Annotated in this window: 22 protein-coding genes; 4 read left to right on the top strand and 18 right to left on the bottom strand. The window is 62.2% G+C overall.

Going from position 1 to position 24,318, the window contains the following annotated elements:
* Positions 1 to 3: 3 nt before the first annotated feature.
* From JST30_02275 to JST30_02265, 3 genes are read right to left on the bottom strand one after another with little or no spacing between them, the layout of a single operon-like run.
* Complete coding sequence (locus tag JST30_02275) at positions 4 to 918, bottom strand: polysaccharide biosynthesis/export family protein (protein MBS1713144.1); 915 nt, start codon at positions 916 to 918, stop codon at positions 4 to 6.
* A 38-nt stretch (positions 919 to 956) separates the two neighbouring features.
* Positions 957 to 1,658 carry a 16S rRNA (cytidine(1402)-2'-O)-methyltransferase gene (gene rsmI, locus JST30_02270; GenBank protein ID MBS1713143.1) on the bottom strand — a complete coding sequence of 234 codons (702 nt, stop codon included), beginning with the start codon at positions 1,656 to 1,658 and terminating at the stop codon, positions 957 to 959.
* 7 nt (positions 1,659 to 1,665) lie between these two features.
* Positions 1,666 to 3,372, bottom strand: a complete 1,707-nt coding sequence (locus tag JST30_02265; protein MBS1713142.1) for a hypothetical protein — start codon at positions 3,370 to 3,372, stop codon at positions 1,666 to 1,668.
* Positions 3,373 to 3,513: 141 nt separating this feature from the next.
* Between JST30_02265 and lexA the strand changes: the two genes are divergently transcribed.
* A complete protein-coding gene (lexA, locus tag JST30_02260; GenBank protein ID MBS1713141.1) occupies positions 3,514 to 4,170 on the top strand; it encodes a transcriptional repressor LexA in 657 nt (218 codons plus the stop codon).
* Here the strand turns inward: lexA and JST30_02255 are convergent.
* The 15 genes from JST30_02255 to JST30_02185 form a co-directional block, all read right to left on the bottom strand.
* Positions 4,167 to 4,700 (bottom strand): hypothetical protein, encoded by a 534-nt coding sequence (locus JST30_02255; protein ID MBS1713140.1) that lies wholly within the window; start codon positions 4,698 to 4,700, stop codon positions 4,167 to 4,169. The genes lexA and JST30_02255 overlap by 4 nt on opposite strands.
* Positions 4,701 to 4,714: 14 nt before the next feature.
* Positions 4,715 to 6,928 carry a UvrD-helicase domain-containing protein gene (locus JST30_02250; GenBank protein MBS1713139.1) on the bottom strand — a complete coding sequence of 738 codons (2,214 nt, stop codon included), beginning with the start codon at positions 6,926 to 6,928 and terminating at the stop codon, positions 4,715 to 4,717.
* 66 nt (positions 6,929 to 6,994) lie between these two features.
* On the bottom strand, positions 6,995 to 7,519 hold the full coding sequence (locus JST30_02245; protein ID MBS1713138.1) for a hypothetical protein: 525 nt from the start codon (positions 7,517 to 7,519) through the stop codon (positions 6,995 to 6,997).
* Between the two features lie 6 nt (positions 7,520 to 7,525).
* A complete protein-coding gene (locus tag JST30_02240; protein MBS1713137.1) occupies positions 7,526 to 8,209 on the bottom strand; it encodes a cytochrome c oxidase subunit 3 family protein in 684 nt (227 codons plus the stop codon).
* Complete coding sequence (locus tag JST30_02235) at positions 8,209 to 9,819, bottom strand: cbb3-type cytochrome c oxidase subunit I (GenBank protein MBS1713136.1); 1,611 nt, start codon at positions 9,817 to 9,819, stop codon at positions 8,209 to 8,211. Before JST30_02235 ends, JST30_02240 begins: the two co-directional genes overlap by 1 nt.
* A gap of 77 nt (positions 9,820 to 9,896) precedes the next feature.
* Entirely contained in the window at positions 9,897 to 10,997 is a 1,101-nt protein-coding gene (coxB, locus tag JST30_02230; GenBank protein ID MBS1713135.1) for a cytochrome c oxidase subunit II, read from the bottom strand.
* Positions 10,994 to 11,872 carry an SCO family protein gene (locus JST30_02225; protein MBS1713134.1) on the bottom strand — a complete coding sequence of 293 codons (879 nt, stop codon included), beginning with the start codon at positions 11,870 to 11,872 and terminating at the stop codon, positions 10,994 to 10,996. The genes coxB and JST30_02225 overlap by 4 nt, the downstream gene beginning before the upstream one ends.
* The gene (locus JST30_02220; GenBank protein ID MBS1713133.1) at positions 11,869 to 12,306 is read right to left on the bottom strand and encodes a hypothetical protein; all 438 of its coding nucleotides are present in this window, start codon (positions 12,304 to 12,306) and stop codon (positions 11,869 to 11,871) included. The genes JST30_02225 and JST30_02220 overlap by 4 nt, the downstream gene beginning before the upstream one ends.
* Entirely contained in the window at positions 12,299 to 13,492 is a 1,194-nt protein-coding gene (locus JST30_02215) for a hypothetical protein (protein MBS1713132.1), read from the bottom strand. Before JST30_02215 ends, JST30_02220 begins: the two co-directional genes overlap by 8 nt.
* Complete coding sequence (locus JST30_02210) at positions 13,489 to 14,262, bottom strand: cytochrome c (protein MBS1713131.1); 774 nt, start codon at positions 14,260 to 14,262, stop codon at positions 13,489 to 13,491. Before JST30_02210 ends, JST30_02215 begins: the two co-directional genes overlap by 4 nt.
* Positions 14,262 to 14,825: a DUF3341 domain-containing protein gene (locus JST30_02205; GenBank protein MBS1713130.1), complete on the bottom strand. Its 564-nt coding sequence runs from the start codon at positions 14,823 to 14,825 to the stop codon at positions 14,262 to 14,264. The genes JST30_02210 and JST30_02205 overlap by 1 nt, the downstream gene beginning before the upstream one ends.
* The gene (gene nrfD, locus JST30_02200) at positions 14,825 to 16,267 is read right to left on the bottom strand and encodes a polysulfide reductase NrfD (GenBank protein ID MBS1713129.1); all 1,443 of its coding nucleotides are present in this window, start codon (positions 16,265 to 16,267) and stop codon (positions 14,825 to 14,827) included. Before nrfD ends, JST30_02205 begins: the two co-directional genes overlap by 1 nt.
* Before the next feature lie 18 nt (positions 16,268 to 16,285).
* Complete coding sequence (locus tag JST30_02195; GenBank protein MBS1713128.1) at positions 16,286 to 19,345, bottom strand: 4Fe-4S dicluster domain-containing protein; 3,060 nt, start codon at positions 19,343 to 19,345, stop codon at positions 16,286 to 16,288.
* Between the two features lie 9 nt (positions 19,346 to 19,354).
* On the bottom strand, positions 19,355 to 20,104 hold the full coding sequence (locus JST30_02190) for a cytochrome c3 family protein (GenBank protein MBS1713127.1): 750 nt from the start codon (positions 20,102 to 20,104) through the stop codon (positions 19,355 to 19,357).
* Positions 20,105 to 20,158: 54 nt separating this feature from the next.
* Entirely contained in the window at positions 20,159 to 22,105 is a 1,947-nt protein-coding gene (locus tag JST30_02185; protein ID MBS1713126.1) for a protoheme IX farnesyltransferase, read from the bottom strand.
* Positions 22,106 to 22,442: 337 nt separating this feature from the next.
* Here JST30_02185 and JST30_02180 point away from each other — a divergent pair, with 337 nt between their 5' ends.
* Genes JST30_02180 through JST30_02170 form a run of 3 tightly spaced genes read left to right on the top strand, consistent with a single transcriptional unit; the run spans position 22,443 to position 24,312 of the window.
* Complete coding sequence (locus JST30_02180) at positions 22,443 to 23,180, top strand: glycosyltransferase family 2 protein (GenBank protein ID MBS1713125.1); 738 nt, start codon at positions 22,443 to 22,445, stop codon at positions 23,178 to 23,180.
* Between the two features lie 26 nt (positions 23,181 to 23,206).
* Positions 23,207 to 23,905 (top strand): class I SAM-dependent methyltransferase, encoded by a 699-nt coding sequence (locus JST30_02175; protein ID MBS1713124.1) that lies wholly within the window; start codon positions 23,207 to 23,209, stop codon positions 23,903 to 23,905.
* Complete coding sequence (locus JST30_02170) at positions 23,866 to 24,312, top strand: DUF3052 domain-containing protein (protein MBS1713123.1); 447 nt, start codon at positions 23,866 to 23,868, stop codon at positions 24,310 to 24,312. Before JST30_02175 ends, JST30_02170 begins: the two co-directional genes overlap by 40 nt.
* The last annotated feature ends 6 nt before the right edge of the window (positions 24,313 to 24,318 follow it).

Raw genomic sequence — 24,318 nt, 5'->3', positions numbered from 1 at the left:
GGTCTACGGGGCTCCGAACAGCCGGATCCCGAACCTGTCGAGCACGTAGATCGCGTTCGCCAGTTGGTTCAGGATGCTGAAGTCGGGAGACCCGTTGTTGGGCACGACGATCGAGTCGCCCGGCAAGATCGGGATGTTCTGCTGGAAGTCTCCCTTTTCATAGGCGACGAGGTCGCACTTGATCAGGTAGTACTGGTCTTCCGAACCCTTCTTGGGACGGATGACGAGGATGCCGGACTTCTTGCCGCGGTTCGGGTTGATGCCGCCGGCCGCAGAGATCGCCGTGAGCAGGGTCATGCTGTCGTCGTAAGCGATGCTCCTGGGGTTCAGGACGTCGCCGACGACGGGGATGACGGGTTGCAGCCTTTCAGGGATGACGAGCTCGTCGCCGTCTTTGATCTCGTAGTTCTGGCTCAGGTTGCCCCTCGTGATGAGGGCGTCCAGATCGATGGGTATCAGTTCGTTCCAGCCTTTCCTCCGGAACGTCGCCCGCTTCCAATCGCCGATGTTGGGCGCGGCCCCCCCTTGGGCGATCAGGTCCCGGACGGTCTGGCCCGGGCGGAAACGGTACGTGCCGGCTTTTGCGACGGCCCCGTTGATGGTGGCTTGGATGTCGCGGACAGCGAGGATCGTGACCGAAACCTTGGGATTGCGGAGCTGGAGCTTTTTGACGTAAATGTCGGCCAGCTCGGTCTCCAACTCGGCCGTCGTCTTGCCGATCGCCCGGATGATCCCGGCGAAGGGAGCGACGATGTTGCCGTCGGGAAGCACGGTGACGGACGCTGCGATCTGAGGTTCGTCGAACACGGCGATGCCGAGCCTATCGTCCTCCTGGATCCGATAAGTCCCGTTCTGAGACTGCGCCCATGACCAACACGCGCAGACCGACAAGACCAAGAGCGTCAATAACCGCTTCATTTCGCTTCCCTGCGGCGGCAAATCCGCATTCGCCCGCATTATACACCTGGTGTTCTATCCAAGTCCTGCCCCTTTCGCTTCCCTTCGACCACGATCGTGAATTCCCCTTTACGCGGAACGTCCGTCGAAGAAGGCAGCCCGGGGAGGGTCCCGCGCCACACTTGCTGGTGCATCTTCGTCAATTCTCGGCAAAGCGCGTATCTCCTGGAGCCCAGGTCCCTGGCGCAGGCCTCCAGGGTTTTGTCGACGCGGTGCGGGCTTTCGAAGAGGACGACCGTCATGGTGGAGTCTGCGAACGGGCGCAGGGTCTCGGAGACTTGGCCGGGTTTACGCGCCAGGAAGCCGAGGAAGACGAACCGTTGGGCGAAGAAACCGGCCAAGGCGAGGGCGGTCGTGACGGCGCTCGGGCCGGGAACGGCGTCGACTTCGATCCCTTCGTCCAGGCAGAGGTCGACCAGTTCGGTGCCAGGGTCGCTGACCGCAGGGCTGCCTGCATCGGTCAGGAGGGCGGTCCGCTCCGTCCGGGCCAGTTCCACGAGGGCAGCGACCTGTCGGGGATGACTGTGCTCGTTGAGCACTCTCATGGGCTTCTTCACGCCGAGGACGGTCTGGAGCCGGCCGCTGACGCGGGTGTCCTCGACGATCCACGACTCGGCTTCGGAGAGCTCGCGCCGCGCCCGGTCGGACAGGTCTTCCAAGTTCCCGATCGGAGTGGCGACAAGGACGAGCCGACCGTCCACTCCGGCCCTACTTGCCCGCGCCTTTTCCTGCGTCCTGAGGCTTCTTCTCGGTGCCGCCCTTCGACTGTCCGCCCGAGCCGCCTTCGTCCAGCTTCTTCAGTTCGTCGTCGACCTTGGCCGCGTTCTTCGCGGCGTCCTCCTTGTCCTGTTCGGCTTGGAGAATGCCCTTCTTGAAGTTGTCGATCTCTTTCTGGACCGCGTCGAGCACGGCCGTATCGATCTTCTTCGCCGTACGGGCGGCTTCCAGCTTGGTCGTGATCTGCTGGTTCAGATCGATCGCGATGGGATCGGAACCCGTGTTGTTCTTGGCGGCGTCGACAAGGGCTTCACCGGCTGCTTCGAAGTTTCCGGCCTCGGCCTCGTTGTCGAAGAGTTCCAGTCGCAGGACGACCGATTCGGTGTCGGACAGCACGTCCCGGATCATTTCCGACCTTTCGGCGCGCATTTCCTTCTTCTCTTCGGGCTTGGACGACGAGAAGACGGTCTCGAACGCTTCGAACTTCGCCATGGCCTGGAGCTTGGCTCCGAGAAGGTCGGTCGGTTTCGCATCTTTGAGCTTCGAAGCGATGTCACGGAGGGCGGCGTGGAAAGCGTCGATGCCTTCGGTCGGGCCCTTGGATTCGAGCACGCCGAGTTCGAAGCTGAGCCGGCAGACGTCGCTGTGCCACTTGACGGACTTCTTGACCTCTTCCAGGTCTTTGCCCAGTTGCTTGGTCGCCTGGGACGTCTTGTACGTGTCCAGATAGAACTTCTGCTTCTTGTCGAAGTCCGGCGGGACGTTCGCTTTCACCGAGTCCACGATATAGATCGTCGGGTTGCCCTGAAAGACGATGACGTCGGACACTTGGCCCGGCTTTATGGAGAGGATCGGCGCCAGTTCAGGACTGGCTTCCACCAAGGCCCGGGGCATGGGCAGTGCGATGTCGGGTTTTTTCGGCGCGTACTTCTTGATCGCGTCCGGGAACTTCATACCGCCCTTGAGATCGGCAAGGGCCTTGTCGGCCGTGGCTTTCCGTTCATCGAGAGGGACCTTCACGTCGTCGAACGGCAGAGACTTCGTTTCGAACGATTCGGTCGACTTTTTATAGGCTTCCGGCGTGGCCTCGACCGAGGCGGCGTATGCCTTGGTCAAGGCGTGGACGAGGACCTGTGCCCGGAAGACGGCGCCGTTTTCGGGGTCGTTCGCCAACGTCTGTCCTTGCTCGACGGCGGCCTTTTTGATTTCATCGAACGTCTTGCCTCCCGCCTGCGGGTCCTTCTTGAATACGGCTTCGAACTCAGCGTCCGTGGCGTCAGGCTTCAGTTTCTTCGTGGCGATGTAGGAGGCCTTGACCCGTGCCGCCCGCTCGCGAAAGTCGTTCTCCACGTATTCCGCGATGGTCTTATCGTCTGCGGAAGCGCCTTTAAGCTTCGCCAGGCCGTCGATCGCGATCAAGGTCAGCGATTGGTCGAGGGCGTCGACGGTCAAGCGGAACTCTTGCCGGGGGTCGCCGTTCGTCGGTCGGTCGCGGCGAAGGACGTCGGCGACTTTCAGCACGTCGTCCGAACCGACCTTCTTGCCGTCCAGTTCGGCGACGAGGGCGACGTTCTGGTTCTGCGCTTGAGGCTGGGCCCACGGCATCATGCTCGAGCAGGTCCCCGTGTACAGCAGGCCGATGACGGTCAGGCCTCCGATCACGTAAAGGACGGCCTGGCACCCCTTGTTTTCGAACATGGAACGGATCTTCGTGATCGACAACGCTTTGAACCTCTCTGGCCCTCTGGCCGGGCCGATTATGGCACGGGGGCTTGGACTTCGAAGGGCGAAAGGACTTGACAGGTAGACAGGAATAGGCTATAATCCGTTCGCTGAAAGGTGGAAACCGACAGCAGGGAGCGCCACATGGCGAAGGGACTCACGAAGAGGCAAGAAGACATCCTTCAGTTCGTAATGGAGTACGTACAGGCCGAGGGTTACCCTCCGTCGATCCGCGAGATCGGCCAGCGCTTCAAGATCGGTTCTCTGCGGGGGGTCACCGTCCACTTGGACGCCTTGGAGCGCAAAGGGTACATCGAACGGTCGAACACGCCCCGTTCGATCAAGATCAAGCACCCCGCCTATCAGTCCGGCAACAAGGTCATGATGCTCCCGCTCGTCGGAACGATCGCAGCAGGCACGCCCATCTTGGCCTCCGAACACGTCGAACACCTCGTTCCCGTCCCGAACGACATGGTGCGCAACATTCAGGGTGCGTTCCTCCTGCGCGTCAAAGGCGATTCGATGTCGGGCGAAGGCATCAACCCGCGGGACCTGGTCGTCGTCAAACCTCAACAGTCGGCCAACCATGGCGACCTTGTCGCCGTCCTCATGGGTGACGAGGCCACGGTCAAGAGGATCCACTTCAACGGGCCCCAAGTCCGGCTGATGCCGAGCAACCCCGCCTATGACCCGATCATCGTCGACCGGGAAGACGCCCGCGTCATCGGTCGGATCGTCGGTCTGATGCGGGACTACGAAGGCATGGCCTTCTAAGGGCCGCTCAAGTAATCGAGGCGGACGGTGCGCCTGTCGCCCGTCCGTTGCTCTTGACGGTAGACGCCGATGCCGGGGACGAACCATGTCGTCAGCCGCGACGAAAACCCGCGCCCCTTGAGCTGGACGACGGACATGACCGCGTCCGTGCTCCGTCCCGCGACCTGCTCTTTGACTTTCTTGGACTCGACGGTCGCTTCTAATTCGGCCGATCGGTTCCCCATGCTCCAGCGGCCTTTCCAACGGACGGGCGAAGGGGAGTAGAGAGGCAACGGGGGCTCGAAGCCTTGGCCCGCGAGTTCGGAGGCGTACAGCGTCCCGCCTGCCCAACCCAAGCGGCTCGGACCCATCGTTCCGTCGAGCTTCCAGCCCTCGGCCGGCCCGACGGGCACGCGGTCTGCTGCCTTGAGCGTCGCGACATAGGTGTCGAAGTCGCCTTGGACGGAGTACGTCCAAACCGCCTTCTTGGACAGCGGCATCAAACCTGTCGCCTGGTCCTGACAGCCTCCCACGGCTGCGAGTGCCGCCATCCAGGCAAGTCTCCTCAGACCGCCTCCAGTTTGGCGAGGCTTTGGACCATCTTTTTGACCCCGACGGCACCGGGGAACGCGACCGTGACTTCGGCATCGTTCTTTAGGGGCCCACACGCGACGACGACGCCGACGCCGAACTTTCGGTGCTGGACTTTTTGGCCGACGTTGAACGGCGGTGTCCATGACGGTCGTGGCGGCGCGTCCGCGGGCCGGGACGGTTCGATGACCGCGTACTCTCCGGTGCGCATCTGGCGGACGGTGGTCAACCCTGGAGGTGGAGACGACGTCCGTGAACCGAACAGCGACTGGACGTGCTCGTTCGGAATGTCGTCAAGGAACCGGGAACGTCGGTTGAACGACGGCTGTCCATAGAGCGACCTTCGGGTGGCGTGGGTCAGATGGAGTTCCTCGCGCGCTCTGGTCATCCCGACATATGCGAGCCGTCGCTCCTCTTCGAGTTCCGTGTCGGAACTCATCGACCGGGAATGGGGAAAGACGCCTTCCTCGAGGCCGATCAGGAAGACGACAGGGAACTCCAGGCCTTTGCTCGAGTGCAGGGTCATGAGTGTGACGGCCTCTCCCGACTCGTTCAATGAGTCGACGTCGGCGATGAGGGCCACGTTTTCGAGGAACCCTCCCAAGGAGGGCCCGTCCGCGCTCTCGTCGTATTCGGCCGTGACATTGACCAACTCCTGCAGGTTTTCTAAGCGCGAGACCGAATCGTCGTCCCGTTGCGCCCGGAGTTCCTCGAGGTAGCCGCTCCGGTCGAGGACGTGTTTGAGCACGGGCGTCACCGGCCCGGCTTGAGCGAGATGGGCCGCGTCCTCGATGAGACCTGTGAAGGCACGGACGCCGGACAGCGTCTTCTTCGCGAGCTCCTGTTGAACGGCGGTGTCCGTCATCGCCTGCCACAAACTCGCGGAGCGCGCTGCGGCCCATGTGTCCAAGCTCTTCAACGTGGTCGCACCGACGCCACGGGCCGGGACGTTCACGACACGCCGCACGGAGACGTCGTCGACGGGGTTCAAGACGAGGCGGAGATAGGCGATGGCGTCCTTGATCTCTTTGCGCTCGTAAAAGCGTTGGCCGCCGATGAGCACATGGGGGATACGCATCGTGAGGAACGCCTCTTCTAGGACACGGCTTTGGGCGTTCGTCCGATAGAGGACGGCGAAGTCTCCCCAACCGCGTCTTCCGGAGCGGACTTCGCGGAGAACGACGTCGGCGATCTGCATCGCCTCGTCCTGCTCCGTGCCGGCTTCGCTCACGGTGATCGGTTCGCCCGAAACGTTTTCCGTCCAGAGCTTCTTGTCGGCACGTCCCCGGTTGTGGCGGATCACGTGATAGGCGGCGTCCAAGATCTTCTTGGTCGAACGATAGTTTTGGGACAGCGTGACGACTTTGGCGTCCGGGTGGTCGCTGCTGAACCGCATCATAAGCGAGACATCGGCACCGCGCCAGGCGTAGATCGACTGGTCGTCGTCACCGACGATGGTGATGTTCCGGTGCTTGGCCGAGAGGAGCGACGCCAACTGGTATTGCGCGAAGTTGACGTCTTGATACTCGTCGACGAGGACGTGGAGGAAGCGGTCTTGGTACTTCTCCCGGACGTGTTCGGCTTGTTCGAACAGCCGGACGGCCTTCATGAGGATGTCGTCGAAATCGAGCGCGTTCGCCCGAGCGAGCGCGGCGTTGTAGTCTCGATAGACCTGGGCGACGATCTTCTCGAAGAAGCCCGCCGACTCGCGTTCATAGCGCTCGGGGCCGATCAAGCGCTCCTTTGCCCGGCTGATCTCGTTCAGGACGCCCCTGGGTTGGACGGACTTGTCGTCGATACCGCGCTGTTTGAGGATTTCTTTGACGAGGCTGACCTGGTCGCCGTCGTCGTAGATGACGAAGTTCGGGTCAAGGCCGATCGCTGCGCCGTCGATGCGCAGGAGCTTGGCGCAGACAGAATGGAACGTCCCCATCCAGAGTCCGCTCGCTTGAGGCCCGGCCATCTCGACGATCCGTTCCTTCATCTCGCGCGCGGCTTTGTTCGTAAACGTCACGGCAAGGATCCGCCCGGGGGGGCACCCTTCGGCGATCAAGCGCGAGATCCGACAGGTGATGACGCGGGTCTTGCCGGATCCGGCGCCGGCGAAGACCATGAGAGGGCCGCCCGGCCATTGGACGGCTTCGCGCTGTTCCGGGTTGAGGGAAGTGACGTCGAAAGCGGCCGTCATCGGTAGACGTCAGGATACCCTTTCGGCCTGACGGTCACGGCCCGATGACGACCGCTCTCCGCTCTGTCAGTGTCCCGAAGGCGCGGTGCCTTCGGTCGGTTCCGGACTGTGGCCACCGCCGTGGGCTTCGGCCGTCGGGAACTGTTTGAAGGGTACGCCGGCATCGTCTGTCTGAGTCCTTGGGAAGGACGACGAGGGAACCCTTTCCCAGCCCCGGACGGGTTCGAACGCTCGGCCGACGTAGTCGAAGAACAAGATAAAGAGCAAAGAGAAGCCGATGAAGCCGCCGACGACGTAGAGCTTGACCAGGTTGGAGGCGTACTGGGCGCCCATGAAGAACCGGATGACCCAGATGGCTTTGAACACGGCGATACCGAGGGCGATCGCGTTCGTCAGCGCCCAGAAACCCGACCATTGCTCGAAGATCGGAGCCATGGACGGGATCAGGCGGGGACCGTCGATCGGGGCGCGGGCCGCGAAAATGGTCAACAGCATCATTGCGGTCAAGATCCCGAAGGTCTTCTTCAGGACTTTCTCCGAAACGACGTGATGGGCGTGTCCGGCGTGGGCTTCAGCGTGTGCTTCTGACATGGTGGCCTACTTAGGGATGAGATAGAACAGCGGGTAGAGGAAGATCCAGACGAGGTCGACGAAGTGCCAGTACAGGCCCACCATTTCTGTCGGGATGTAGTCCGTGATGACCTTGGCCTTCTTCTTGACCATGATCGCGAGCGTGGCGATGATGATCATTCCGACGAGGACGTGCACGCCGTGCAGGCCCGTCATGGAGAAGTACAGCGAGTAGAAGATCCGGGCGTGCTCCGGGCTCCCGCCGATCCCTGGCTCTGGCGGCCAGTGGAAGGTGTTGTTCGGGAACAGGTGGTGTTGAAACTTCGGCGCGTACTCGAACCCTTTAATGACCAAGAAGATCAAGCCGCAGACGACGACCAGCCAGAGCGACTGGAGCTGCTTTCGGGTCTCGTTGAGCTGGGCGTGCCGGACGGCTTTGGCCATCAGGTACGAACTGGTGAGCAGGTTCATCGTGTTGATGCCGCCGAGCCACCAGTTCAGCTCCTCGTGGTAGATGAAGAACTCGCCTTTGAAGCCCCATCGGTACAGGGTGTAAATGAGGAACAGGGCGCCGAACATCATGACTTCGGTCACGAGGAACGCCCACATCCCGAGGATGTACGTCTCCTGTTGCTGGTCGATCGATTCGTACTGTTCGTAGACGACAGGCGCGTTCGGGTCGACGGTTCCGGCGTGCGCGTGGGCGGCCATTAGACGTTGTCCTCCTTGTAGGTGACCGGTGGGGCGCCCCACTTCTTCCGGAACTCGTCGTTGTCCTGGATCGCGTCGTAGTTGTACGGCGGTTCGGTGACGACCACGGTGTGATGGAAGTTATGCGGGTCCGGCGGCGAATCGGCGTGCTCCCATTCGATCCCTTTGGCGCCCCACGGGTTCGGTCCGGCGTCCTTACCCTTGATCAACGAGGCGGTCAGATAGAACATCGGCAACAGGTAGCCGATACCGAGGACCGTGGCACCGGCCGTGGACATGATGTTGTACACCTGCCACTCCGGTGCGAAATAGTAGTAGTGGTAGCGGCGAGGCATGCCGAGGTATCCGAGGATGAACTGCGGGAAGAACGTGAAGTTGAACCCGACGAAGACGACCAAGGCCGTCAGTTTGCCCCAGAACTCGGAGTACATCTTGCCGAACATCTTCGGCCACCAGAAGTGGAGGCCTCCGAGGAGCCCCATGATCGCGCCGCCGACCATGATGTAGTGGAAGTGGGCGACGACGAAGTACGTCCCGGTCAAGTGGACGTCGGCGGCCACAGCGCCGAGGTACGGGCCTGTCAGGCCGCCCACCAGGAAGAGCCCTAAGAAGCCGAACACGTAGACCATCGGCGTCGTGAACTGGACAGAGCCTTTGTACATGGTCATCGACCAGTTGAAGGTCTTGACCGCGGACGGTACGGCAACGATCAGTGTCAGGAGCGAGAACACGATGTTCTGCAACGTCGACTGGCTGCTGATGTACATGTGGTGGCCCCAGATCAAGAACCCGATCGCGGCGATACCGATGCTCGAGAAGGCGACGAACTCATAGCCGAAGACGCGCCGCCTCGAGAAGCACGCCACCAGTTCGCTGATGACGCCCATCGATGGCAGGATCATGATGTAAACGGCCGGGTGCGAATAGAACCAGAACAGGTGCTGGAAGAGCACCGGGTCGCCGCCGAGTTCCGGGCTGAAGATGCCGAACTTGAGCGTCCGCTCGAGGATGACGAGCACCAAGGTGATCGCGACGACGGGCGTGCCGAGCAGCATGATCAGGCTCGTGGCGTATTGGGCCCAGATGAAGAGCGGCATCTTGAACCACGTCAGCCCCGGTGCGCGCATCTTGTGCACGGTGGCCACGAAGTTCAGACCGGTGAGGATCGAGGAGAACCCGGCCATGAACAGGCCGAGCAGGCACAGGGTGATCTGAGAGTTGGAGTAAAGGCTGGAGAGCGGCGTATAGAACGTCCAGCCCGCATCGACGCCTCCCAAGATGAAGGAGGTCAGGACGATGATCGCCCCTAGGACGTAGAGGTACCAACTGAGCAGGTTCAGCCTTGGGAACGCAAGGTCTCTGGCCCCGATCATCAACGGCAGCACGAAGTTGCCGAGGATCGCCGGTATGCCAGGGATGATGACGAAGAACACCATCACGATGCCGTGCGCGCTGAACAGCTTGTTGTACTGCTCGGACGTGAACAGTTGACCGTGGGGCGAGGTCAGTTCCAGACGCACCAGGCCGGCGGCGAGACCGCCGAGCAGGAACATGAACGTGACGCTGATCAGGTACAGGACAGCGATCCGTTTATGGTCCTTCGTCAACAACCACGACGCGATCGTGTGGTCGTCGTTCAGGTAGTTCCTCTTCGGAACCGGGTCACCGATACTGACGGCCGTCGCGCTCACTGTTTGCTTGCTCCTTCCTCAAACTGTGTCATTCCTGCTGATCCGCTTGCGTTGGTCCTTTCTGTGGAGTTCGGGCCGCTGCCCGACAGATTCTTCTTCCCGCCAGGTGCCGTCGGCGCATATGGCGCTTTGGCCCCGGGGGCGCCCGTGTTCGAGAGCGACTTGATGTAGGCGATCAGGCTCAGGATGTCGTCCTCGACCAATTGGCCTTGATAGGCCGGCATGGTGGGGTCGTATCCTTTTGTGATCCTTCGCCAGGGGGTGAGGATGGAGTCCCGGACATAAGTGGAGTCCGCGACCTGAGTCCCGTCTTCCAGCGGCCGGGCTTTTCCGAAGATGCCGACGAGCGAGGGGCCGCGGGTCGTGTCCACCGACGCGTGGCAACTGCCGCAGTTCTTGCTGTCCCAGATCTTCTTGCCCGCCTCGACCGGATTCATCGCGACGTCCTTGTCGTCGCCTCCGTTGGCCAGCCACTCCGCGTAGTCCTTTTTCGACATGACGACGACTTGGCCGACCATCTCCGAGTGCTGGGTGCCGCAGTGCATCGCACACAGCATTCGGAAGGTGCCCGTCCTCTTCGGCTTAATGTAGAGCTCGGTATAGCGGCCCGGGACGACGTGGAACTGGGCGCGGAACTCGGGGAGATAGAACGCGTGGATGACGTCCTGAGAGATCATCGTGAACTTGACGTTCGTGTCCACAGGGATGTGGACTTTGTTGTTCTCCCGCACGCCGTTGGTGTGCTGCAGGTGCCACATCCACTGCTTGCCCACGACGTAGACCTCGATGCCGTCCTTCGGCATGGTCCGGTACTTGATGTACTCGTTCATGCTCCACCAGAACGTGAACAGGGCCAAGACGGTGGGGACGCCGATGAAGAGGTACTCCAGGGTCTTGCTGTGGTCGATCGGGTTGCGCCGGTCGGCGGTCGACCCGCGTCGGTACTTCAGCGCCAGGAACCCGACGAGAATGATGACCACGGTCGCGAAGAACACCGCGAGCAGAGTGATCCACCAGAAGATCAAGTCGTAAGTGAAAGCGTTGTCGGACGCTTGCTCCGGCATGACCGGGAAGTACTTCAGCACGTTCAGGTTCATACGTTGCCTCCTTGCGCGGCCCTATAGTTGCGGTTCCAAAGGAAGATCGCACCGCCCAAGGCCAAAACCGTGACGACGCCCATCGTCTTCAAGACATTGAGGATGTTCAGCGTCTTTTGACCCGTCAAGGGGTCGACTTCGATACAGGCCAAGAAGAACGGACGGTCGTCACGGGCCCCGATCTCTTCCTTTCCGGCCTTGCGGATCGCGTCCAGCAAGAGCTGCTGCGGGTAGTCCGTCGAGAGGAAATAGCGGCTAATCTTCCCGCTCGGCGTCAAGACCATCAGGCCGGACGGGTGCACGATCGTCCCGTTCGTCTCGTCGAACGTGAATTTGAACCCGAGGGCGTCGGTGACCCGGCGGATGTTCTTGAGGTCGCCCGTCAGAAAGTGCCAGCCTGTTTCGGCGAACGCACGTCGGGCCTTGTCCGACGAAGCGCCCATGTAGGCCGCGATCGCCGTGTCCTTCTTGTCTGCGGCCAGGTCGGCTCCTTCGTTCGGATCGATCCCGAGGATGACGACCGTGAACTCTCGTCCTGCGAAGTCCTTTTTGAACCCCTTCAGGCTATCGATAAGCCCGAACAGCTCGGTTTCGCAGATTCCAGGACACTTATAGAAGATCGGAAGGATGACGACGGGCTTGTCGCTGAAGTACCGCTGGAGCTTGACGCTCCGTCCGTACTCGTCCTTGAACTCGGTGTCGGTCGGTACGAACTCGTTCAGTCGCTGATCGACCCGGACGTTCACACCGGCGTCGGACACGGCGACGCGCCGGCTCCCAGGGGGCGACACGTCGCGGTAGTTGCCGTAGAACTGGGCGTGGGCCGCGACCGAAAGCCCTAGCCCGAGTGCGAGAGTCAGGCCGACGGCCCTCACTCTGATTCACCTGCCGGTACCCGCGGGTTCGCCCGGACGGGCAACCCTGCGGCCAAGACGTCCTTCATGGCCAGATCGACGGGCTGGCGGACGAATCCTTTCTTGCGGTCGGTCCATCCGTAAGTCGTCAGGGCCGTCCGCTGCTCGTGGACGAGGTCCAGGTAGTCCTGGTGTGCCGTCACGTTGCTTTGGATGAGCGGGTTCGGGTCTTCAGGGACCCTCTTCTTCGGCGCCGTCCTTTCGTTCTGTTGGAACGAGACCATCCGTGGGGCCGCGATCCACATACAGACGACGCCGACGAACATGATGACGGTCGCCGCGATCATGAACGACGTGATGCTCTTGTTGATCGTCCCGATGTTGATGTCGCGACGCTCATAACCCATTTCCTCCAGGAGGTTGGCGTCGATCGGGGTTTCATCGTGGTCATGCATGTTCGATGGCCTCCTTCAGGCGGGGAAGTCGGGACGTGAGCAGCGGGGCTTTGGCGAGTTGCCAGCCGAAGAGCAGACACCAGGCGCCACCGAAGACGAGGAACATGCCCGCATCGAGCAGGTTGACGTTCGCCACTCCAGGCTTCCAGGTCGGCAGGACGACGTAGGCGACGTCCAAGACCCGGACGGCCAAGATGTAGAACCCCACGGTCGCGAGCCTGCCCGGCTCCCTCTTCATCCGTGGAGAGAGCAACAGGAGGAACGGGATGAAGAAGTGCAAGGGGATCAGGGACGTACCGAGCCAACCCCAGTAGTTCTTGGCCCGTGCGATGAAGTACTCCGTGAACTCGGGCAGGTTGCCCGACCAGATAATGAGGTACTGGCTGAGGCTGAAGTACGCCCAAAGCATGATCCCCACCAGCATCCAGTTGCCGATGTCCTTCGTCAGCCATGGCGAGACGACCTCGTTGTACGGCTTCTTCTTGGCCTGGGTGCCGAGGATGACCGCCGTGAGCGCGAAAGCGAGGAGGACCGAGCCGACCATCATCCAGACTCCATAGATGGTCGAGTACCAGTGGGGGTACATGCTCATCAGGAAGTCGGTCCAAAGGAAGTTCGTGATGACCACGTAGATCACGGTGTGGACGCCGCCCCAATACTGGCGTTTCTTCCACCACTTCTCGTCGCCGGTCTTCTCTTCCAGTTCGGTCCAAGACTTGTACCGCCAGGCGAAGAAGGCGAACGCGGCGAAATAGACGACGTACCGCGCCAGGAAGAACCCTTGGTTCAGGTATCCGGCCTTATGTTGCAGGATCGGATCGACCGCGACCTCGGCAGGGTTCGCCCAAGGATAAAGGCTCGGGGCCCAAAGCGTCACGACAGGCAAAAAGAGCAAACCGAAGAACGCAAGGTTGATCGCGCTTCCGCCGGATTCGAAGATCCTCAGGACAGGGAAGCCCCAATGGCCGCGACACGTATGGTGGAGGAGCGTCAGTCCGAGGCAGCCGAACGTCAGGCAAGCCCAGAACACCCAACCGAAAATATAGGAGTGCGAGAGCGCCTTCATGTCGCCGCCCGCCATCCCGATGCCTGCAAGCGCCAGCACGACGCCGAGGATCAACATGGCGCCTCCGGCCTTGACGAACGACGCGTTGATCCGCGTCGTGGGTGCTGTGTTTTCGCTCACTGTGCCTGTCCTCCTGGAACTGCGGCGCCTTCTCCGGAGGGAGCCGGGCCCGCAGGGGTGTCGGCCGTCGGACGTCCCGTCCTCGGGTTCGGGACGATGATCTGCCCTGGTGCGTTGTCACGCCGGTCGGGCGGGCCACCGATGGGAAGTTCGGGTTCCGGGTTCTGGTCGGCCGACGGGGCCATCGCCTCCAGTCGCGCCTTCTCTTCGGCCGGGATCTCTCCGACCGCCTTGTGCTGGCTCTGCTGAAGCACACGGACGTAGGCAGCGATCGCCCAACGGTCGATCGGCCGGATGCGGGACCGGAACGGGTACATCGTTCCGTAACCGTTCGTGATCACGTCGAAGAAGTGTCCGACCGGCATGTTCCGGAGGCGGTCCGTATGGTAGTTGCCGACGGGTCGGGCGAGGGTGAACCCGCGCTTCGCGATCATCCCTTTACCGTTGCCGAGTTCGCCGTGGCAGGGGACGCAGAACACACGGAACCGTTCCTGTCCCCGCTTGAGGAACGCTTCGTCGACGGCGACGGGGAACTCTTTGACGAGCTTGCCCTTGTCGTCGAAGCCGGTGTAGAACACGTGGTCGGTCTTGGGCCTTCCGAACGCGACCGTTCCCGCGACCACTCCCCGGCTGTTGCTGCCGTCGCTGAAGATCAGGTCGCTCTTGCTTTGAGCCTTGGCCTTCGGCTGGCTCCACATGTCCTGGTGACACCCGGCCGCGAGGACCAGGGACGCTGCTCCCAAAAGCGCGGCTTTGTGGCGGACGGTCATCAGTAGCCCTCCGACGTCATCACGGTTTCGACCTCTTCAGGATTCAGGGTCTTCATGAATTCGGCCACGTCCTTGGGGTCATAGTTCGGATCCGTCGCTTCGATGCAGAGCACGAAGCGGTCTTGCGAAGCCCGTTCCATGAGCGGTGCGTTGAAGATCGGCTGGTGAGGCTTCGGCAACCCGCAAAGGCCGAGCATCCCGAACGTCGCTCCGAACGCTGCGAAAAGGATCGTGCATTCGTAGAGGACAGGGAAGAACATGGGCCAGCTCTCCAACGGCTTGCCGCCCACGTTGTGGGCATAGGCGATGGTCGAGGTCCACCATTCGAGCCAGAGACCCGTGGCGGCGCCGGCCAACCCGCCGAAGAACGTGATCCAGCCGAGTTTCGTCTCATCGAACTTCAGCAGCTCGCAAACGCCTTCGACGGGGATCGGGGAATACGTGTCGACGTCCCGGAACCCGGCGTCCTTGGCCCGCTGGGTCGCGGCTAACAACTGCTCGGGCGTCAAGAACGAGGCGACCGTCCCGTAATGCTTGGGCGCGGTGTCACGGAAGAGCCCCATCAGTGCGCCTCCTGTGCAGCGGCTTCGTGAGCGTGCGCTTTTTCATGCGACATGTGGTGCCAAAGCTCCTTCATTTCGAAGATGTTGATCATCGGCAGGAAGCGGATGAAGAGGAACATCATGAAGAGGAAGAACCCGATCGTCCCGAAGAACATCGCGAAGTCGACGATCGTCGGCGTGTAATAGCCGAAGCTCGACGGCAGGTAGTCCCTCGTCAAGGAAAGCGGGATGATGACGTACCGTTCGAACCACATCCCGATGCTGACCGACATGCTGATCCAGAACAGGGCGGTCAAGTTCTGCCTGACCTTCGGGAACCAGAGAAAGGCCGGGAACACGACGTTGAACAGGATCAAAGACCAGAACGCCCAACTGTACGGGGATTCGAAGAGGTTCGTGCGGTTGAACAGGAGCGCCGTCTCGTAAGGGACGCCGCTGTACCAGGCGTAGAACACTTCCATGCCGTAGCCATAGGCGACGATAAGCCCGGTGGCGAGCATGACCTTGGCCATCCAATCGAAGTGCTTCATCGTGATGAAGGCTTCGAGCCGGTACCACTTCCGGACCGGGATCGCGAGGATGATGACCATCGCGAAGCCGGCGAAGACCGCGCCCGCGACGAAGTACGGCGGGAAGATCGTGACGTTCCACCCGGGAACGATCGACATCGCAAAGTCGAAGGACACGATCGAGTGCACAGAAAGGACGAGCGGGGCCGAGAGCCCGGCCAACATGATCGACGCGTGGTTGTAGCGGAACCAGTGCTTCGCGCTCCCCGTCCAACCGAGCGCGGCCATGCCGAACAGCACGCGGCCGACCTTGGACTTGGCCCGGTCGCGAAGGGTCGCGAAGTCCGGGATGAGGCCGACGTACCAGAACAGGATCGAGACCGTCATGTACGTGCTGACCGCGAAGACGTCCCAGACGAGCGGCGACCTGAACTGCGGCCAGAGCGCTAAGACGTTCGGATACGGGAACAGCCAGTAAGCGACCCACGGACGGCCCGTGTGCAACAGCGGGTACATGCCCGCGCACATGACCGCGAAGATCGTCATCGCTTCGGCAAAGCGGTTGATCGAGTTCCTCCACTGTTGACGGAGGAGGAGCAGGATCGCCGAGATCAGCGTGCCCGCGTGGCCGATACCGATCCACCAGACGAAGTTGATGATGTCGAAGCCCCAGCCGCTCGGCTGGTTGTTGCCCCAGACGCCGATGCCCGTCAGGACGAGGATCGTGATCGATAAGAGCAGGACGTTGACGAAGACGAAGCCGATGCCGATGATCAGGAACCAGGGGCTCCTCATGTTCGCCGGCATGAGCTTGCCGAGCAGACCAGGCACCTTCGCCTCGGTGTGCCGGTTCGCGTCGAGCACCACGTCGCCGATCTGGCCGTCGATGGACGAGTAGTCCCAATCGCCGGTGATCAGCCGTTCCTTGTTCATGTCCTTGAACGACATCGTCTAAGCCTCCAGCTCCGGATTCGGGTTGCGGACCTTACCGAGGTAGGTCGTCCTGGGAAGGGTGTTGACCGCTTCGAGAAGTACGTACTGCCGGTTCGAGGCTCTAGACTTCGAAACCGCATTGTTGGGATCGTTCTTGTCGCCGAACACGATCGCGCGGCTGGGACAAGCTTGTTGACACGCCGTCTGGACTTCGCCGTCCTTGATCTTCCGGTCACCCTTCTTGGCCTTGATCCGGGCGTTGTTGATGCGGTGCACGCAATAGGTGCACTTCTCCATCACGCCACGCCCACGGACCGTCACGTCGGGGTTCTGAAGGAGTTTCAGGACGGGAACGTCTTCGGTCTTCTTCGTATAGTGCAAGTAGTTGAACCGCCGGACCTTATAAGGGCAGTTGTTGCTGCAGTAGCGCGTCCCGACGCAGCGGTTGTAGACCATCTGGTTCAGGCCCTCGTGGCTGTGGGTCGTCGCCGCGACCGGGCAGACGGGCTCGCACGGCGCCATTTCGCAGTGCATGCAGTTGACGGGCTGGAACGTGATCACAGGATCGTCGGACTCGAAACTCTTCCCGGAATAGGCCCTGTAATAGCGGTCGACCCGGATCCAGTGCAGCATCCTGTGCCGTAAGGTCTGTTCCTTGCCGACCGTCGGGATGTTGTTCTCCGCCTGGCACGCGGCCACACAGGCGCCGCAACCCGAACACAGGTTCAGGTCGATGGTCATCGCCCACTGATAGTTGTCCGGCCCGTTGTAACCGGGCGGCTGTTTGAAGATCGACGGGCTCTCGTGCTTCTCGCCTTTGCGCTCTTGGACAGGGGTCGTCGGCTCGTGAAGGACGTGGGGATCCTTCTTGTACTCTTCGAGCGTCGTCTCACGGATGATGTCGCGCTTGCTGTCGATCTCGGTGACGTCGAGCAAGTTGTGGAACTGGGTGTTGGCGAGCTTGTAGTTCCGGCCCGTCTTCTCCAGGGTCCCGCCGCTCACGATGACGGGCGCCGAGGTCGTCCGCAAGGGCATCGCGTCGAAACCGCCTCCCTGATGGATCTCGTCACCGACGTTCCCGATCTGGCCGGCCCGCTTACGGCCGAAACCCATGTGCACGACCACGGTGTCGTCGGCCATTCCGTCGTGGACGTAGACGGGCCCCTCGACGGTCGTTCCGTTCGCGCTCACCCGGACGACGTCCCAGTTGCCGTAGTACGGAGTACCGACCGCGGTCTTGACGACTTGTCCGACTCCGAACCGCTTCGCCGTGCCGCGGCTCATGTGGAACGCGTTGTCCCAGGTCAGCTGGGTCAGCGGTTTCGGCAGCTCTTGAAGCCATCCGATGTTGGCAAAGCGTCCGTCGTGGAGTGTCGGATCGGGCATGACCACGAGGTCGAAGTCGCTGGATTTGGTCGAAGCCAAGCCGACGGCCAGGTTCGGCGTCGGGACGAGGGTCAAGTCGTCCGTCGCCGGCTCAGGGACGATGCCGGAGGCCAGGATCTCGGCCCAACGGTCTGCGAACGGCTTCGCCGCCACACCGGAGTCCACCGGGAGCGACTTCCAGACGGATTGGACGATCTCGAGTCCGCCGCGCATTTTTCCGAGCAGTCCGTCGAGGACCTCGACCGCCGATTTCGAGTCGTAGATCGGGTTGATCAAGGGCTGCACGATGCTGGCCGTCCCGTCATGGCCGCGACCGTCGCCCCAAGACTCCAGGAAGTGGGACTCTGGGAGCCTCCATCGGCACAGTTCGCTCGTTTCGTTGTCGTAAAGCGAGAGGTGGACCGAAGTCTGCACTTTACCGAGGGCTTCCGCGAACTTCAAGTCGGAAGGGGCGTCGTAGACGGGGTTCCCGCCGCAGACCATCAGGAAGCTGACTTGGCCCCCTGCCATCGCCGTCGCCAGTTCCTTGATGTCGGCGAGGTTGCCGCCCGGTTTCAAGTGGACGGCGCGGCCGAGGTGGACGGTCGAACCCAGGTTTCCAAGCGAATGGTTGATCGCGTGGACGAGGGCGTGGACGTCGGCAGGAAGATGGTCTCCGGCCACGACGACGCTCCTCTCGCGGTTCGCCCTAAGATCGGCGGCAAGGGCGTCGACCGCTTTCGCGTCGAGACCCTTCGGCATCGTGTCCGCCGCTCCTGCGACGCCGAGCCGGGACGCAAGGGCCCGGACGAAGTCCAAGGTCATCGTCGGGCGCAGGCGCCACCTGTGGTCGGCGACGGCGCCGATGGTCGTCGGCGTCCCTTCGACCGCATAGATGCGGCTCATCGTCGTCGAATGCTCGTCGACGAACCTACGGGCCATGATGTCGCGCTGATAGCGGACGTTGCCCGGGTTGTGCAGGAAGAGCTCGCAATCGACGGTCAGGACCACGTCGGCCTTGGAGAAGTCGTAGACGGTCTCGACGGGCTGCCCGAACGCCATGACCGCGCCTTCGTAGACGTTGTCCCGGTTGACGGGCTCGTATTGGTACCATTTGGCGCCCGGATAGGCGGCCAGGAAAGCCGAGATCTGGGCGGCGAGCGCCGGGGAACCGACGTTCGGGGTCAGAAGGGCCGCTCCGGCTCCGTCGTGCGCTTTAGAAAGGGCGGCTTTCGCCTCTTTGTAGAACTCCTCCCAACTGGCCGGTTCGCCCACGACCATCGCCTGTTGGAGGCGGTCCGGGTCGTACATGACCGCGAGTTCAGCCTGCATCCGCGCATCGGAACTTCCGAGGCAGGACGGATGAAGGGGGTTTCCTTCGATCTTGACGGGACGTCCCTCGTACGACCGGACGAGGACTCCGGTCGAATATCCGCCAAGGGTCGTGGCCGACGCGAAGGTCGCTTCCTGGCCCGGCAACCGGTCTTCCGGTGCCTGGACGAACGGGACGATCTTCTGTTGCGGCAGATAGCGGCAGCCTGAAGCGAGTCCGGCCAAGGCGACGGTGCCGCCGACGAACTTCAAGAGGTCGCGCCGATTGATGTCCAACAGCGAAGACCGATGGGGGAACTCGTCGGCTTTGACGGATTCAAACGACGACGGGTCTTCGAACTGCTCGAACGACTTGACGTAGACCGGGTTCTTTTCCTTCATGTCGCGGCCCTAGTGGTGGCAGACGTAGCAGTCCTTCAGCTGCGAGACGTTGACGCCGCGTTCTTTCATCTGGGCGACGCCTTCATGGGTCTTGTCGGAGGGGACGATCTGAGGCAGCCCTTCAGCGAGGTCTTTCTCCGACGCGGTCAGCTCTTCGCCGGCCGCCAGCTTGCGATAAAAATTGAAGACCTGTTCCCTCGGCGTCGAGCCCGGGGCGGCCTTCTCGTCCTTGTAGAGGAACTTGGACGGATCCTCGTGGCACTCGAGACACCACATCATGCGGAAGTCGCGGCCTTTCCACGTGATGGGCATCTGGTTCACCGGGCCGTGGCAGTTGTTGCAGACGACGCCGCGGTTGACGTGGATGGAGTGGTCGAAATAGACGAAGTCCGGAACCGTGTTGACCTTGTTCCATTGGACAGGCGTGTCCGTTTCCCAACTCTTGCGGATGGCCTCAAGGTTCGGGCTGTTCGTCCAGATCTGGCTGTGGCAGGTCATACAGACTTCGGTGCTCGGCACGCCGGCGTGGGCCTCCGTCTCGACGCCCGTATGGCAGAACCGGCAATCGATCCCGAGCTCGAACGCATGGTGCTTGTGGCTGAAAGGTGCCGGCTGGTCGATCGGGTTGTCGACCTTCGTGTTCGAAGGCGACCTTGTGATCCGCGAACCTGCGAACAACAGAAGGAACGGCAACGCCGCACCTCCGAAGATGCTCGCGGTGCAGATCGTGTTCATCGCCGGCTTGAATAACTGAGCCATCCTAGTCTGCTTCCTCCGTCCGTGGTGGCCGGGCCACCGCATTCATACCCAAACTCACATCCACCTCGCCTGATCGACCGCCGCTACGATGAAGAACAGGGCCAGGTAGGCCATCGAAAACTTGAAGAGAGCCCTCGCCTGAGGTTTGTCCTGCCTCTGCCATAGGCGGGCCGTCTGGACGATCAGCCCGAGGTTCAAAACGACCGACCCGACAAGGTAAAGCGGCCCTGCTTGCCCCTGAAAGAACGGCATGACCGAGACCAGCGAAGTCAGGACCGTATAGAGGCCGATCTGGTGGACGGTCACTTTGTCGCCCTTGACGACGGGCAGCATCGGGACCCCGGCCTTAGCATAGTCGTCCTTGATCAGGAGCGCTAAAGCCCAGAAGTGGACGGGCGTCCAAAGGAAGACCACGGCGAACAGGTACCAGGCGAAGGGCGACAGCGTCCCGGTCACCGACGCATAGCCGACGAGCGGCGGGAACGCGCCTGCCGCGCCTCCGATGACGATGTTCTGCCACGTCCGCCGTTTCAGCCAGAGCGTATAGACGAACACGTAGCACAGCAGTCCGCTCAAAGCCATGACGGCGGTCAAAAGGTTGGCCGCCCATGTCAGGAGCGCGAACGATCCGACCGCGAGGATCCAAGCGAAGGTCAGGGCCTGGCGTTTCGTGACGGCGTCACGGACCGTCGGCCTGTGCGACGTCCGCGCCATCGAGCGGTCCAGGTCCATTTCGATGACCATGTTAAAGGCGTTGGCGGCTCCGGCGGAGGCGTAGCCGCCGACGCAAACGGCGACCAAGAGCCAGAGCGGCGGTGCACCGTGATGGCCGACGAACATGGCTGCGACCGTCGTGAAGAGGAGAAGGCTGATGACGCGCGGCTTCGTGAGCGCCACATAGTCTTTCCAGGTCGCCCGCCTCGAAACGGACGCGACGAACGCCGGTTGGGGCGACGGCGCGTCTTCGGCCGGAGCCGCATCCTCGGCACGTTCGGCCCTGGCTTCCGTGCCAAGCGCCGTCAGCGCCAGCATGACCAAGGTCAGCCAGTTGCCGAGGGCGACCGCGAGATGGACGATCTGAAGGGCGACGGGCGCGCTTGCCGTCAGGTTGACCGCGCCGAGCACCATCTGGACGATGTAGAGCCCGACCGTCCAGCGTGCCCAAGCCTTGACTTGGGCCGAGGGCCTCGCGTGGGCGATCAGGCCGCACACGTAAATGAGAAGGATGCCGACGGACGTCGCGATCAACGGGTGGGCCACCCCGCCCCGCAGTAACGGATGGGCTTCTGGCCCGACATGGAGCCACATCCGTTCGGCGAACGACTTGGCGAACGACAACTCGTGCTCGAACGCTGTCTTTCCGAGCGCCGAGAACGCGCCCGTGGCCCCGAGGAGGAACATGGCTCCAAAAGCCCAGGCCAACGCGGCCGAAACCGCGCCTTGCCCGCGCCACGCGAACCGTCGGCCGGTACCGGCGTAATAGGCCGTCGCGGCGAGGGCCGCGATCGCGATGAAATTGTTGACGAGGTGGATGGGCATCGTCAGCGCCCGGCCCGCCGATTTGTCGTCCGTCACCCACTGGAACGTGACGAGCAACGCCCCGATGACGGCCGAGATCAGGACGGTGATCAAGGCGAGGTTCGCAGCCTTCCGTGCCGCGTCGCCCCGGGGGAACGCGCGCCGGGCAGCGACGGCCAGGGCGATGTTCGCGAGCATCAGAAGGCCCGTCGTCACCCGGTGCGTGAACTCGACGGCCCTCGGTGCGCCCGTGAAGGTCGGGATGAGACTGCCTCCGCACATCGGCCACGACGTCCCGCATCCGTCGCCGGAATAGGAGGCCCGGACGAACGCTCCGAAAAGGATCGCGGCGCAACAATAGGCGAGAAGCCACCAGGCTGCCTTAGCGAAGGAAGGGCGCACGAGTTCCGGTGCCGTCTTGGCGCCTTGATGCAAGGCGGTCTGGGATTCCCCCCGTCTGTGACTGACACCGGTGTCCGACATCGACCCGGAGAGCATAGACCGAGTAGCCCTCCCGTGTCAAGAGCACGATCTTTCGTCCGGTTCCAAGGGCCCAGGACTGTGAAGATTAGACCCGGCCAATCCTGGACGGATTTGTGAAGGATTTGGATTGCAGGAGCTTCAATCTTCCGGCATTCCTCGTCCGATAATCCCTTAGACGTTTTGTACCTACTTATTGGTTTGACCTATGGGCCGATGGCCCTTGTTACACCATACGCTATCTTGACATTTTTGTCTCAGGCCGGAGGGCTCGCCGAAGGCTCCGACGACGGTTCGGGCCGCCCCGGCGCCCGACCCTCACTGGTAGACTCCCGCCCACTTGGAGCGCACGCGACTGGCCGTGATCGTCCCGGCTTATGACGAAGAAAGCCGCATCGGCCCGACCTTGAGCCGGATGAAAGAGTATTTCTCGTCCCAAGACTACAGTTGGGCGATCGTCGTCGTGAGTGACGGTAGCCGTGACGGGACCGTCGAAGCCGTCCGCACGGCCGCCGCCGGTGACCCCCGGATCACCGTCGTCGATTCTCGGCCCAACCGGGGCAAAGGTTTCGTCGTGCGTAAGGGGATGCTGGAGACGGACGCCGACCTGTTGCTCTTTTCCGACGCGGACCTGGCCACCCCGATCGAGGAGGTCGAGAAACTCATGGCCGCGCTCCCGGAGGCCGACATCGCGATCGGAAGCCGACCGCTCAAGGAAAGCGACCTGGAGGTCCGCCAACCCTGGTACAGGGAGCAGCTCGGACGACTGTTCAACAAGGCCGTGCAACTTCTTGCCGTCAAAGGCATCTACGACACGCAGTGCGGCTTCAAGCTGTTCAAGGTGACGGCGGCCAAAGACGTCTTCTCCCGGTGCCGATTGGACGGTTTCTCCTTCGATTTCGAGGCACTGATGATCGCCCGCGACCTCGGTTATAAAACGGCGGAAGTGCCGGTCCGTTGGCGGCACCAGGAAGGCTCGAAGGTCGTGCTCATGCGGGACGGACCGCGGATGCTGCGCGACCTCGTCAAACTCCGCCTGGCAGGCAAGTCCGGCCGGATGGAAAAACGGGAAGCCTAGGGTTGCAGACCGAAGAATACGCGAAGATGCGCGCGTTGGAGGACCGCTACTGGTGGTTCGTGTCCCGCCGCGCCCTGGCCCGCCGCCTTCTCGACCAAGCGGCGCCACACTGCCAGGACGTCTTGGACCTGGGTTGCGGAACGGGGGCCCTTTTGAGCGAACTCGGAACGACCAAGACCGCGTTTGGACTGGACTTCAGCGAGCACGCCGTCGGGTTTTGCCGGCAGCGCGGCTTGCCCCGGCTTGTCAAAGGCGACGCCGAGCGGTTGCCTTTCGGAGACGGCTCCTTCGACGCTGTCGTGAGCCTGGACACGTTCGAGCACCTAGAACGGGACAAAGTCGCTATGGCCGAAGCGTTCCGCGTCCTCCGGCCAGGGGGGACGATCGTACTCAACGTTCCGGCCTTCCGGTGGCTCTGGGGACCGCACGACGTGGCCCTGATGCACTTTCGCCGCTACACCAGGAACGAGGTAAGAGAGCTTCTCGCTAGCACCGGGTTCGAATGCCAGGTGGTCTCCTACAGCGTGTTCCTGCTGTTCCCTGTGGTCGTCTGCATCCGGGCCCTCGAACGCCTCCGACGGGGCAGGGCCGAAGTGCGGCTTCCCCAAGTCGGAGCCCCGTTGAACGGTGTCCTCACGTCGCTGATGCAGGCTGAAGGCCGTTGGATCGGGCCAACCTCGTTGCCTTGGGGCAGCAGTGTCGTCGCGGTAGGTCGGAAACCGTGAACGTAGGCTATTCCGGAAAGCCGTTGTGGCAGAAGCTGGGGGTCGCGACCGGTGCCGTCGTCGTAACCGTCGATGCCCCGTCCGACTATGCGGCCTTGATCGGCACCGACGTGGTCACGGTGCCCCTCGAGACGGGCGCACGGTTCGTCCATGCCTTCTTCACCTCCTGCGACGCCCTGGAATCGTGGGTTCCCGACCTCTGCAGCCACTTGGATTCCGAGGGCGTGCTTTGGCTGTCCTGGCCCAAGCGGTCGTCCAAACTCCCGACCGACATCGACGAAAACCGTCTTCGCGAGGTGGTCTTGCCGTTCGGCTTGGTCGACGTCAAAGTCTGCGCCGTCGACGACGTTTGGTCCGGTTTGAAGTTCGTCGTCCGGAAGGACCGGCGAGCGGATTGGAACCGATGACGGCGT

Source organism: Armatimonadota bacterium, assembly GCA_018268395.1.
Lineage (GTDB): Bacteria > Armatimonadota > Fimbriimonadia > Fimbriimonadales > Fimbriimonadaceae > JAEURO01.
The sequence above is the reverse complement of the archived record's forward strand: the minus strand, read 5'-3'. Positions and strand labels throughout refer to the sequence as shown.